Raw genomic sequence first — 11,743 nt, 5'->3', positions numbered from 1 at the left:
GGCCGGCGCGGCACGCCGCGAGGATGACGGACCATGCCCTCCGAAGCGAACCCCGACATGGCCTCAGACACCCCCCGCCGCGACCTGCTGCCCCTGCTCGGCCGCACCGCCCTGGTCACCGGCGCCTCCCGCCGGGCCGGAATCGGCTACGCGATCGCCCGCCGGCTGGTCGCGTACGGCGCGAGCGTCCACCTCCACCACCACACACCCCACGACGCCGGGCAGCCCTGGGGAGCGGACCCGGACGGCCCCGCAGCGCTCGCCGCGGATCTGCGGACGCTCGCGGCCGACGGCGCGACCGTCACCCACGGCCCCGGCGACCTGACCGCCCCCGGCGCCCCGGCGGAAGTCGTCGGCGCCGCCGCCGAGGCCCTCGGCGGACGGCTGGACATCCTGGTCGCCAACCACGCCCTCAACGGCCGCGACGGCACCCTCGAGGAGATCGACGTCGACATGCTGGACGCCCACTGGGCGGTGAACACCCGTTCCACGGTGCTGCTGGTCCAGGCGTACGCGCGTCTGCGCGGCGAGGGGCGGCGCGACGGCCGGGTGGTGATGACGACCTCCGGCCAGGACCAGGGCGCCGGCATGCCGGGCGAGATGGCCTACGCACTGGCCAAGGGGGCGCTGGCCTCCGTCACCCGGAGTCTGGCGACCGCCCTGGCCCGCCGGGGCGTCACCGTCAACACGGTCGACCCCGGCCCGGTGGACACCGGCTACGCCACCGGCGAGACCCATGCGTCCATCGCATCCCTCTTCCCCGGCGGACACTGGGGGCGGCCGGACGACCCGGCCCGGCTGGTCGCCTGGCTCGCCACCGACGAGGCGGCCTGGATCACCGGCCAGGTCATCACCTCCGACGGCGGCTTCGGCCGCTGACGCCGCCGACGCCGGCGGGCACGGAGCCCGCCGGCGTCGGCGGCCCGCGACGGACGTCAGGAGACGGGCTTGAGGTGGACCGGCAGGGACCGGTGGCCGTTGGCGATGAACGACGCCTGGGGCACGGGCCCGTCCACCCCGGCGGCCGGCCGGATGTCGGGGAAGCGCCCGAAGAGGGCCGGGAGCGCGATGGCTGCCTCCATACGGGCCAGGGGCGCGCCCAGGCAGAAGTGGACGCCGTAGCCGAACGCCAGGTGCTCCCGCTCGGCGCGGGTCAGATCGAAGGCGTCGGCGTCCTCGCCGTGGAGGGCGGGATCGCGGCCCGCGGCGCCGAAGGCGAGGATGATGGGCTCACCCCTGCGGATCAGCACGCCGTCGAGGTCGATGTCCTCCACCGCGTAGCGCAGGGGCATGTGCATGATCGGGCCCTCGAGACGCAGCGTCTCCTCGACCACGTCGTCCCAGCTCGCTCTCCCCTCCCGCACCAGAGCGAGCTGGTCGGGCCGGGTGATCAGGGCGTGGACGGCCTTGGCGATCAGGTTGACGGCCGTCTCGCTGCCCGCGCCGATCATCAGCACGAGGGTGCTGATCAGCTGGTCCTCGTCGAAGGCGAAGTCGCCGTCGCGGGCGGCGATCAGCTCGGTGGTCATGTCGTCACCCGGCCGGACGCGCTTGACGTCCGCGAGCGCGCGCATGCAGGCCCACATCTCGGCGTAGGCCGCCCGCGCCTCCTGGGGGGAGGCGCCGGTGTTCAGGACGGCGTCCATGACCCGGCGGGTCCAGGCGCGCATGTCGGCGGGGACGCCGAACAGCTCGCAGATCACCTCGTTGGGGATGATGTAGGCGAACTTCGCGCGCAGGTCGACCGCCTCGCCCGGATCGGTGGCCTCCAGGGAGGTGATCAGCCCGTCGACGATCTCCTGGACGCGGGGGCGCAGCGCCTCGGTGCGGCGGGGGGTGAAGGAGGGGGCGATCATGTTGCGCAGCCGGCGGTGCTCGGCGCCGTAGCTGGTGAAGGCGCTGACCACCCGCACCCACACGTTCAGCGACCAGTCCTGGGGTATTCGCTCCAGCTCGGGCCAGTGCCGCCTCGGGTCACGGGAGACGCGCCGGTCGCCGGCCAGCCGCCTGATGTACTGGTGTCCGGTCACCGACCACGCGACCACCCCGCCGGGAAGCTCCACCCGCGTCGCCGGCCCCCTGGCGCGGAGGCGGGCCGCCTCGCCGTGGAGGTCCCGGCCTGTGGGGTCGAGGACGGGGATGTCGGGGGATTCCATGACTGGCCTCCGGTTGTCGTGTCGGACGGTGCGGAAGTGCGCGCGGGCACGGAGCCGTACGCGGGGCCGGGTACGGAGCCGGATACGGGGTCGGACGGGGGCAGCGGCGGGAAGGTCACCGGCAGCGCCGACAGGCTGCGGTGGAACGGGCCCGGCCGCCAGGTCAGTTCGGACGCCGGGACGGCCAGCGCCACGTCGGGCAGCACATCCAGCAGCGTCTCGATGGCCACGTCGGTGATGATCTGGGAGACGCCCTGGGCGGGGCACACATGCGGCCCCGCGCCGAACGCCAGATGCGCGTGGTTGGCCGCCCGGCGGTCGCCGCCGCCGTCGCGCGGCTGCTGGGTGTTGGCCGCCGCGTGGCTGATGAGTACCGGGACACCAGGCGGGATCAGCAGCCCGGCGCCGGAGTCGTCGCGCAGCTCGTACTCGTTCGTGGCGTAGTGGAAGCAGAAGTTGGCCATCGGCGACCGCTCCCACAGCACCTCGTTGAGGGCGTCGGAGACGGTGAGGCTGCCGCCGGACAGATCGCCGGCGAACCGGTCGTCGGTCAGCAGCAGCATGACGGAGCTGGAGATCCAGGCCGACTGCGGCACGGTGCCCGCGCCGACGAGGACCACCAGCTGGTGGATCATCTCCTCGTCCGACAGCCCCAGCGGGTGGTGCAGCAGCCAGGAGGTCACGTCGGCGCCGGGGGAGCGGCGCTTGGCGGCGACGAGCTCGCCCAGACAGCGGGCCAGATCCTCGCTGCCCTGCTGGGCCGTGGCGGGCTCGGCGTCGATCATCTGGGCGCAGGCCCGGGACATCCGGCCCGCCAGCGCGTCGTCGCAGCCGAAGAGCTGGGTGAACACCAGCGCCGGAAGCCGCTCGGCGTACTGGGAGACCAGATCCGCCGAGCCGGCGGGACCGAACTCGCCGATCAGCGCGGTCGCGCCGCGCCGCACGAAGGCGCGCACGCGGTAGGAGTCGACGCGGGCCAGGGTGTCGTCGACGGTCCTGCGCAGCCGCAGGTGCCGGTCGCCGTCGGCGAACAGCAGGCTGGGCCGGAAACCCATCATGGGGACGACCTGGTTGTCCATCGGGATCAGCCCCTGGTTCAGGGCCGTCCAGCGGCGGGCGTCCTTGCTGAACCGCGAGCTGCGCAGCACCTCCAGGGCCGCGCCGTAGTCGGTGACCACGATCGCGGGGACGCCGGGGGCGAGCTCCACCCAGCTCGCCGGGCCCTGTGCGCGCAGCTCGGCGTAGGTGGTGTCCGGGTCGGCGGCGAAGGCGGGGCCGTACAGCCGGGGCAGCCCGGCGGCGGAGGCGCCCGGGGGCCGGTGGGCGGGGCAGCCCGGCGGCGGAGCCGTGCCAGGGCCGGGAGGCGGGATCGTCACGAAACGTGCTCCTGGTAGTGGGTGCGGACGTGCTTGACCAGGGCGATCAGCGCCCGTGCGGCGGAGGCGCGGTCCCGCGCGTCGCAGTCGACCAAGGGGGTCTCGGGCCGCAGGTCGAGGGCCTCGCGGAGCTCCTCCTCGGGGAAGTGCGGTGAGTCGGGGAAGGAGTTGAGGGCGACCGCGTACGGCAGACCGTGCCCCTCCACCGTCTCCATCGCGTCGAAGGAGGCGTCCAGGCGCCGGGTGTCGGCCAGCACCAGGGCCCCGTAGGCGCCGAGGGCCAGCTGCCGCCACACCGGGGCCACCCGCATGAAGCGCTGCTGGCCGGGCGCGCCGAACAGGTACAGCACCAGCTCGGGGGAGAGGGTGAGGCGGCCGAAGTCCATGGCGACGGTGGTGGTCCTCTTGTCCTCCACGCCCCTGAGGTCGTCCACCAGCGCGCCGGCCTGTGTCATGACCTCCTCGGTCCGCAGCGGCTCGATCTCGCTGACCGCGCCGATCAGTGTGGTCTTGCCGACGCCGAACGGTCCGACGACCAGGAGCTTGGCGGCGGTCTGGACGGTGTCGCGGACGTAGATGTCACCGTCAGGCAATGTTGTTGAGGCCATCCAGGACCTTCTCCAGGACGTCGAGGTCGGTGGGCCGGGCCACCGGCGGGGGCTTGCGGGCGACCATGTGGCCGCTGTCGATCAGGTCCGCCAGCAGGATGGTGGTGACGGACACCGGCAGCCGTACGTGGCCGGCGACCTCGGCCACCGACAGGTAGCCGCCCCGGCACAGCCGGACCATCCTCTGCTGTTCGGGCTCCAGTTCGGCCACCGGCCGGTCGCCGGTGGCGGTGACCAGGGTGACCAGTTCCAGGGCGTGGGTGTTGCGGCTGGGCCGGTTGCGGCCGCCGGTGATGACGTACTGCCGGACCAGGTCCGTGCGTACGCGGCGGGGGGTCATGTCGGGCCGCCCGCGTCGTGGCGGGGTTCGCTGGTCATCTGCCCGCCGAGCTGGGCCACCAGCTGGTGCATCCGGAAGCCGACGGCCTCCACGTCCGCCGCGCCGGAGGTGCCCACCGCCAGGAAACTCCCGTCGCCGGCCCGGATGGTGATGACGTATCCGTCGCGGAACTGCGTCAGGCTCTGCTCCCAGGAGTCCGGTGCGGAGCGGCACAGCCGGGCGCTGGCGCTGGAGGTGGCCTGGACACCGGCCAGGGCGGCGGCGGTCTGCTCGGCGGTGTCCCGGTCCAGGCCCGGGGTGCAGGCCCGGACCAGGCCGTCCCCCGAGACCAGCAGGGCGTCGTGGACCTCGGGCTGGTCCATGATCTGCCCCAGCATCCAGGCCAGTTTCTCGTTGTCGAAGATCATGCCTCGGTGTTCCCTTCAGACCCGTCCGGCTCGGACCCTCCGGACGTCGACGTGTTGCGCTGCGCGGTCCGCGCGGCACGGGCGAAACCGCCCAGGGCGGCCGCGGAGTCCCGCGGCGAGCGGCCGGGCGCCGGCTGCCCGGCGGACCGGGGGGCGGGGACGGAGGGCGCCGGTGCGCCGGAGGCGCGCCGGCGCCGCTTGGGCAGTCCGCCCGCGGTGGTGTTCCCCGCCGGGGCCGCCGGGCCCACCGCCGCCCCGGTGGCCGCCGCGCCGACCGCTTCGGCGGTCACCGCGGCGGCGGCCTGCGGCAGGGAGCCGGACGGGCCGGACGAGTCGAGCGAGGCCGCCGGCTGGGTGGGGGCCGGGTCGGTGAGCAGTGAGCTGGGCAGGAAGGCCACGGCCCGCACCCCGCTGTAGGGGGACTTGGTCACCGACACCTCGAACCCGTACCGGCTGCTCAGCATGCCGATCACGGCGAAACCGAACTTCGGGGGATCGCCGAGCCGGGTGACGCTGACGGGCCCCTGCCCCGACAGCAGGCTCTGGGCCCGCTCCCTCTCGCCGGGCTGGAGGCCCACGCCCTTGTCGTCCACGATGACGGACAGCCCGTTGTGCGCGCGTTCGAACTGCACCAGCACCTGGGTGTCCGGGTGCGAGTAGCGGGTGGCGTTCTCCAGCAGCTCGGCGAGCGCGAGCACCAGGCCCTCCACGGCCCGCCCCACGACGGCCCGGTCCCCCTCGTCGTGGAAGATCCTCACGCGCCGGAAGTCCAGGATGCGGCTGACCGCGCCCCGCACCACGTCGCTGAGCGGGGTGGCGTCGTGCTGCCGGCCCAGGTACGAGCCGCACACCACGGTGATCGCCTGGGCGCGGCGCAGGATCTGGGCGGTGGCGTGGTCGACCACCTGCAGATCGCCCAGCACCTCGGGCGAGTCGTGCTTGCGGAGCATGTCGGTGACGGCCATCTGCTGCTTGTTGGCCAGCGCCTGGAGGGTGCGGGCCACGGACAGCAGTGTCGCCTGGGTCATCTGCGCGGTACGGCCCTCGGCGTCGGTGAGGGCGCGCACGACCTGCTCCTGGAGGTCGTCGAGGTGGCGGGCGAACGGCGTTCCGGCCAGTTCCGCGGAGACCGGCGGGAGGTCCGGCACCGGCTGCCGGTCGCTGACGGCCTGGACGGTCACCGGCAGGCTCACCCCGGCCAGCCGGGCCAGCTCGGCGTCCCGCGCCCGGCTGCCGGAACGGGCTTCGGACAGCTGCGTCCGCAGCCCGCGGATCAGACGAGCCTGGCGTACCGCCACCGGCGTGAGGGCCACGGCCAGGCCCGAGCCGAACAGACTCGCCACGGTCGTTATATCGGTCATCAACTTTCCTCGCGGACGCGTCGTTGCGGGAAGAAACGGTCAAACCGTCGGGTGGTGCCGACCGGGGTAACCGCGGGTCGCGTGCGACGACAGCGTAGGGCCCGAGGGCGGGCGAGGGAGGGGAAATGGCCAGCTTGTGGCTCTGTGGGCGATCATCTGATATGGCGTCGGAACGGAGCGCCGCGGCGGTGTTCGGGAGAGGGCCGCAGTGGTTTCCGCAAATCCGGCATGTACACCAGCAACGTGTCGAAACCGTGATAGTGGGGTGGCCGGAGGGTGACGGCAGGGCGAGGGAGGGGGAAGGAAGGGGCGGCCGGGCAGTGCCGGCGGCCGGCCCCCGTGGGGCGCGCGGTGTGGACCCACGCGCCCCACGGGGCGCCGTACGGCGCCCGGAGCGCGGTTCGGAGCGCGACCCGCGCATGGTTCAAAGCGCGGAGAGCTCCGTCACCAGGTCGTCCAGGCCCAGCGAGCCCAGGGACAGCGCGTCCATGTGCCACTTCCGGGCGTCGAAGGCGTCGCCGTGCGCCGCGCGGGCGGCCGCACGTCCCTTCAGCCAGGCGCGTTCGCCCAGCTTGTAGCCGATCGCCTGGCCCGGCATGCCCAGGTAGCGCACCAGCTCGCTCTCGACGTGGTCGGCGGGCAGGCCGCTGTGCATGCCGAAGAACTCCTGGGCCAGGTGGGGTGTCCAGCGCTCGCCGGGGTGGAAGGGGGAGTGGTCCGGGATCTCCAGCCCCAGGTGCATGCCGATGTCCACGACGACCCGCACGGAGCGCATCATCTGCGCGTCCAGATAGCCCAGCCGCAGCTCGGCGTCGTGCAGGAAGCCGAGCTCGTCCATCAGCCGCTCCGCGTACAGCGCCCAGCCCTCGGCGTTGGCGCTGACCATCCCCACCGACGTCTGGTAGCGCGAGAGCCGGTCGGCGACGTACGTCCACTGGGCGAGCTGGAGGTGGTGGCCGGGAACGCCCTCGTGGTACCAGGTGGTGACCAGCTCGTAGAGGGGGAAGCGGGTCCTGCCCATCGCCGGCAGCCAGGTGCGGCCGGGCCGGGAGAAGTCCAGCGACGGCTCGGTGTAGTACGGCGCGGCGGCGCTGCCCGGCGGAGCGATCATGGACTCCACGCGCCGGACCGGCCCGGCCAGGTCGAAGTGCGTGCCGTCCAGCTTCTCGATCGCCTCGTCCATCAGCTCCTGGAGCCACACCCGGGTCTCCTCCACGCCCTCGATCGCCCGGCCGTGCGTGTCGAGGTGGCGCAGCGCCTCCCACGGGGTCGCGGCGCCCGGCAGGACCCTGGCGGCCTCCGAGCGCATCTCGGCGTGGATGCGGTGGTACTCCTCCCAGCCGTAGGAGTACGCCTCCGCCAGGTCCAGCTCGGTGCCGTTCCAGTAGCGCGCCCACCGCCGGTACCGCTCGCGGCCCACGGTGTCCGGGGCTCCGTGGACGGCCGGGGCGTAGGTGTCGCGCAGCCAGTCGCGCAGACCGGCCACCGCGCCGGCGGCCGCGGCGGCGCCTCCGTCCAGCTCGGCGCGCAGGGAGTCGGGACCGTCGGCGGCGAAGGAGGCGAACCAGTCGGCACCGCCGCCCTCGCCCAGCCACTGGCCGAGCTGTCCGATCACGGTGTCCACCTGGCGCGGACCGGCCGGAAGCCCGCCGGCCAGACCCTTGGCCAGCGAGGCGCGGTAGCCCTCCAGGGCGGCCGGTACGGCCGCCATCCGGCGGGCGACGGCCGCCCAGTCCTCGTCGGTGGCGGTCGGCATGAGCGTGAAGACACTGCGGACCGAGTGCACCGGGGAGTGGAGGTTGCTGACGGCGCGCAGCCCCTCGCCCGCCTCGTGCACGGCGAGCCCCGCGGTCAGCCGCTCGCGCAGCAGGCGCGCGCAGCGCCGCTCGGCGTCGTCGTCCCCGCCGGGCCGCCGCTCGGCCTCGGCGAGCCGTTCCAGGGTGGCGCGGTCCAGGGCGGCCTGGGCCTCCTGGCCGTCGGGGGAGAAGTCGGGCAGCTCCTCCGGCCCGCCGGGGAGACCGAGGTAGGTGCCCAGGACCGGATCGAGTGCGACCAGGTCGTCGACATAGGCGTCGGCGATCCGGCGGGGCAGGGGCGCGGCCCCGTGCGAGGTTTCGGACGCTGTGCCGGACGGGGTGTTCGTGGTATCGGACATGGGCCTCATCCTGGTACGGCGGCACCCGCCGCGTCACGCCGGAAGGCCGCCGGAGCGCCGCGGGTCAGCCCGGCCGGTCGGGCAGCAGCGGGCCGCACGTCCACTGCTGGAAGATCAGCCGCGTCTCGACCCGGGCGACCTCCCGGCGTGAGGTGAACTCGTCCAGCACCAGCCGCTGCAGATCGGCGGTCCCGGCGACCGCGACATGGACGAGGTAGTCGTCGGGACCGGTCAGGTGGAACAGCGCCCGTGACTCCGGCAGCGCTCGCACACGCTCCACGAACGGACCGATCAACTCCCTTCTGTGGGGCCGGACCTGTACCGAGAGAAAGGCCTCCAGGGGCCTTCCGAGTTTGGCCGGATCCAGCCGTAGCGCATGGCCGAGGATCACCCCGCCGCGACGCAGCCGCGCCACCCGGTCCAGACAGGTGGAGGGGGCCACGCCGACGGCGGCGGCGAGATCGCGGTAGGTGGTCCGGGCGTCGTTCTGCAGAAGGCGCAGAATCTCCAGATCGACCGGGTCGAGAACGACTGAATCGGACATTCGCCGAACATAGCACGGCTTGATTCCGCTACACGCCGGTAGTTGTTCAGCATCGCGGCATGACCCACCAGGACAGCATGGACACGACACCGCCGGCCGCCACCCGAACGCTGGCCACCGAGGCCGTGCACGCCGGACGCGAGGACCTCGCCGCCCTCGGCCTGCACGCCGCCCCCCTGGACCTGTCCACCACCTACCCCTCCCACGACAGCCGGGCCGAGGCCGCCCGGCTGGACGAGTTCGCCGCCACCGGCGCCCAGCTGCAGGGCCCGCCGGTCTACGCCCGGCTCGACAACCCCACCGTGGCCCGCTTCGAGACGGCCCTGGCCCGGCTGGAGGGTGCCGAGGCGGGCGTGGCCTTCGCCAGCGGCATGGCGGCTCTGACCGCCGTGCTCCTGGTGCGCGCCGCCCAGGGGCTGCGGCACGTCGTCGCGGTCCGGCCGCTGTACGGCTGCAGCGACCACCTGCTCGGCAGCGGACTGCTGGGCACCGAGGTGACCTGGACCGACCCGGCGGGCATCGCCGACGCCATACGCCCCGACACCGGCCTGGTGATGGTGGAGACACCGGCCAACCCCACGCTGGCCGAAATCGATCTGAAGGCCGTGGCGCACTCCTGCGGGTCCGTGCCGCTGCTGGTCGACAACACCTTCGCCACCCCCGTGCTGCAGCGGCCGGTCGAGCACGGTGCCCGCATCGTGCTGCACAGCGCCACCAAGTACCTGGGCGGCCACGGCGACGTCCTCGGCGGCGTCGTCGCCTGCGACGAGGAGACGGCCCGCGAGCTGCGGAAGGTGCGCTTCGCCACCGGCGGCGTGCTCCACCCGCTCGCCGGCTACCTGCTGCTGCGCGGCCTGTCCACGCTGCCGGTGCGGGTACGTGCGCAGTCGGCCACGGCCGCGGAACTGGCCCGGCGCCTGGCGGACGACCCGCGGATCGCCCGGGTGCACTACCCGAGGCTGGGCGGCGCCATGGTCTCCTTCGAGGTCAGGGGGGAGCCGCACGAGGTGATCGCGGGAGTGCGGCTGATCACCCCGGCGGTCAGCCTCGGCAGCGTGGACACCCTCATCCAGCACCCCGGGTCCATCAGCCACCGCATCGTCGGCGAGGACGACCGCCGCACCGGCGGGATCGGCGAGAAGCTGCTGCGGATGTCGGTCGGCCTGGAGGACGTCGAGGACCTGTGGAAGGACCTCGACGCGGCGCTCGGCTCCGCCCGGGAAGCCGGGGGCGGGGCCGGGCGCCGCGCCGGGAACGACGGGGCGGACGCCGCGGGCGTCAGCGCGGTCCCGTCCGGGCGGCTGCCGGAACCGGGACGAGCCGGGCGGTGATCACCAGGGTGCCCTCCTCGACCTGGTAGTCCAGCGGCAGCCCCAGCCCGCGCATGGCCGCCACCATGCCGGTGTTGTGCGACTGCGTCACGGCGTAGACGCTCTCGCACCGCGCCTCGGCGGCCATCGCCACCAGACGGCGCAGCAGTTCGGCGCCGATGCCGCGGCGCTGCCAGACGTCCTCGACGAGGAGGGCCACCTCCGTCTCGTCGCCGTCCCACATCAGATGGCCGAGCGCCACCAGCTTCCCCGACGCCGTCTCGGCCGCCAGGGTGCGGCCGAAACGCGGGCTGAGCAGGTGGTCCAGATAGCGGTCGGCGTCCCCCACCGGACCGTGGTAGCGCGCGGCCAGGGTGCGCGCCGAGCAGCGCCGGTGCATCGCACGCGCGGCCTCCAGGTCGCAGGTGTCCGCCCGCCGCACGGTGATCTCGTTCCCCTCCGGGAGCGTGAGCGTCTCGCGGCGGCGCGGCATCCGGCCCGCCTGCCCCGCCCCGGGGCCGGACCCGGCGGCCCCGGCCGGACGGGAGTCCGACTGGGCGTCCAGCCGGGCGTCCAGCTCGACCAGGGCGCGGGCCCGGGCGAACTCGGTCGGGGTGAAGGGAAGATGGGGGCGTTCCACGACGATCGTCCCGCCGCGTGGATCACGCATCCGGATCACCGTCTCCTCCAGCACGCCGTCCTCGGGGACGTCGTCGCCGTGCGACTCCCCGCCCGGCTGTCCGCCCGCCGTCCGGCAGGGCACCGAGCGGATCGTGCAGCGGCCGAGCAACTGGCGTAGTGCGAGAGGGAGTTCGGCGCTGTCCAGCGCGGTGCGGGTGGCCAGGCCCAGCACCCGGGTGGGGGCGTCCACCAGATCGTGGGCGTCGGCCCGCTCCAGCCAGGTGTCCCGTCCGCCGGCCGCGGCCACCGCCCGGCCCAGCTCGGCGGCCTCCAGAGCGCGGGGCGCCCGCAGCAGGAACTCGTCCACCGCCACCTCGCCCAGCGGGTGGGTCTGGAGACCGAGGACGTCCACCCGCAACTCCGCCAGGACGGTGCACAGCGCGGCGAGCGACCCGGGCTCCTCCCGCACGGTGGTGCGCAGCCGCCACAGCACCGGCGGCTCCTGCGCGGGGCCCGCGGCGGCCGGGCGGCCGCCGGGATCGGGCGGCGGATGGTGGCGGCGCCGCGCCCACCAGGTGTGGATCCCGGCCGTGGCCAGCAGGGCGGCGGCCGACAGCACCAGCAGCACCGGCCCGTCGGGCCCGTGCGCCACCGTCTTGGCGATGCTGTCGGCCACGGTCACGGCCGTGAACAGCGCCGCCAGCTCGACCAGATCGTGCCGCCAGTGGTGCGGGCCGCGGGCCTTGCGGCGGGCGGCGCGGCGAGCGGTGCGGCGGTCTGCGCGGTGTGCGGAGGATTCGGTCATGCGACCACTCTCACCGACCGGTGTTGCGTGATCACGAACGGTTTGTGACCGATGGGTTAA

Annotated in this window: 11 protein-coding genes; 2 read left to right on the top strand and 9 right to left on the bottom strand. The window is 74.1% G+C overall.

Going from position 1 to position 11,743, the window contains the following annotated elements; translation table 11 throughout:
* The first annotated feature begins 33 nt into the window (after window positions 1–33).
* The gene (locus ACW69E_RS23855) at window positions 34–879 is read left to right on the top strand and encodes an SDR family oxidoreductase (RefSeq protein WP_457500338.1); all 846 of its coding nucleotides are present in this window, start codon (window positions 34–36) and stop codon (window positions 877–879) included.
* A gap of 56 nt (window positions 880–935) precedes the next feature.
* On the opposite strand, the gene ACW69E_RS23850 is transcribed toward ACW69E_RS23855, so the two are convergent.
* From ACW69E_RS23850 to ACW69E_RS23815, 8 genes are all read right to left on the bottom strand, one after another.
* Window positions 936–2,030, bottom strand: a complete 1,095-nt coding sequence (locus ACW69E_RS23850) for a cytochrome P450 family protein (RefSeq protein ID WP_457500337.1) — start codon at window positions 2,028–2,030, stop codon at window positions 936–938.
* Window positions 2,027–3,532 carry a cytochrome P450 gene (locus tag ACW69E_RS23845; protein ID WP_457500336.1) on the bottom strand — a complete coding sequence of 502 codons (1,506 nt, stop codon included), beginning with the start codon at window positions 3,530–3,532 and terminating at the stop codon, window positions 2,027–2,029. Before ACW69E_RS23845 ends, ACW69E_RS23850 begins: the two co-directional genes overlap by 4 nt.
* Window positions 3,529–4,140, bottom strand: coding sequence for a GTP-binding protein (locus ACW69E_RS23840; protein ID WP_457500335.1), 612 nt, complete (start codon window positions 4,138–4,140; stop codon window positions 3,529–3,531). The genes ACW69E_RS23845 and ACW69E_RS23840 overlap by 4 nt, the downstream gene beginning before the upstream one ends.
* Window positions 4,118–4,480, bottom strand: coding sequence for a DUF742 domain-containing protein (locus ACW69E_RS23835; RefSeq protein WP_457500334.1), 363 nt, complete (start codon window positions 4,478–4,480; stop codon window positions 4,118–4,120). Before ACW69E_RS23835 ends, ACW69E_RS23840 begins: the two co-directional genes overlap by 23 nt.
* Window positions 4,477–4,887 carry a roadblock/LC7 domain-containing protein gene (locus tag ACW69E_RS23830; protein ID WP_093848653.1) on the bottom strand — a complete coding sequence of 137 codons (411 nt, stop codon included), beginning with the start codon at window positions 4,885–4,887 and terminating at the stop codon, window positions 4,477–4,479. Before ACW69E_RS23830 ends, ACW69E_RS23835 begins: the two co-directional genes overlap by 4 nt.
* Entirely contained in the window at window positions 4,884–6,248 is a 1,365-nt protein-coding gene (locus ACW69E_RS23825) for an ATP-binding protein (RefSeq protein WP_457500333.1), read from the bottom strand. The genes ACW69E_RS23830 and ACW69E_RS23825 overlap by 4 nt, the downstream gene beginning before the upstream one ends.
* 424 nt (window positions 6,249–6,672) lie before the next feature.
* Window positions 6,673–8,403 (bottom strand): DUF885 domain-containing protein, encoded by a 1,731-nt coding sequence (locus ACW69E_RS23820; protein ID WP_457500332.1) that lies wholly within the window; start codon window positions 8,401–8,403, stop codon window positions 6,673–6,675.
* A gap of 64 nt (window positions 8,404–8,467) precedes the next feature.
* Window positions 8,468–8,947, bottom strand: a complete 480-nt coding sequence (locus tag ACW69E_RS23815) for an Lrp/AsnC family transcriptional regulator (protein WP_457500331.1) — start codon at window positions 8,945–8,947, stop codon at window positions 8,468–8,470.
* A 59-nt stretch (window positions 8,948–9,006) separates the two neighbouring features.
* On the opposite strand from ACW69E_RS23815, the gene ACW69E_RS23810 reads away from it, so the two are divergent.
* On the top strand, window positions 9,007–10,278 hold the full coding sequence (locus tag ACW69E_RS23810; RefSeq protein ID WP_457500330.1) for a trans-sulfuration enzyme family protein: 1,272 nt from the start codon (window positions 9,007–9,009) through the stop codon (window positions 10,276–10,278).
* Here ACW69E_RS23810 and ACW69E_RS23805 read toward each other — a convergent pair.
* Window positions 10,226–11,683, bottom strand: coding sequence for a GNAT family N-acetyltransferase (locus ACW69E_RS23805; protein ID WP_457500329.1), 1,458 nt, complete (start codon window positions 11,681–11,683; stop codon window positions 10,226–10,228). The genes ACW69E_RS23810 and ACW69E_RS23805 overlap by 53 nt on opposite strands.
* Window positions 11,684–11,743 lie beyond the last annotated feature (60 nt).

The sequence above is a fragment of the Streptomyces sp. SS8 genome, from assembly GCF_054072955.1.
The sequence above is the reverse complement of the archived record's forward strand: the minus strand, read 5'-3'. Positions and strand labels throughout refer to the sequence as shown.

Coding starts and splice junctions, on each gene's coding strand:
- ACW69E_RS23835 (WP_457500334.1), bottom strand. CDS start 4,480: ATGACCCCCCGCCGCGTACGCACGGACCTGGTCCGGCAGTACGTCATC.
- ACW69E_RS23815 (WP_457500331.1), bottom strand. CDS start 8,947: ATGTCCGATTCAGTCGTTCTCGACCCGGTCGATCTGGAGATTCTGCGC.
- ACW69E_RS23830 (WP_093848653.1), bottom strand. CDS start 4,887: ATGATCTTCGACAACGAGAAACTGGCCTGGATGCTGGGGCAGATCATG.
- ACW69E_RS23840 (WP_457500335.1), bottom strand. CDS start 4,140: ATGGCCTCAACAACATTGCCTGACGGTGACATCTACGTCCGCGACACC.
- ACW69E_RS23810 (WP_457500330.1), top strand. CDS start 9,007: ATGACCCACCAGGACAGCATGGACACGACACCGCCGGCCGCCACCCGA.
- ACW69E_RS23805 (WP_457500329.1), bottom strand. CDS start 11,683: ATGACCGAATCCTCCGCACACCGCGCAGACCGCCGCACCGCTCGCCGC.
- ACW69E_RS23855 (WP_457500338.1), top strand. CDS start 34: ATGCCCTCCGAAGCGAACCCCGACATGGCCTCAGACACCCCCCGCCGC.
- ACW69E_RS23820 (WP_457500332.1), bottom strand. CDS start 8,403: ATGTCCGATACCACGAACACCCCGTCCGGCACAGCGTCCGAAACCTCG.
- ACW69E_RS23825 (WP_457500333.1), bottom strand. CDS start 6,248: ATGACCGATATAACGACCGTGGCGAGTCTGTTCGGCTCGGGCCTGGCC.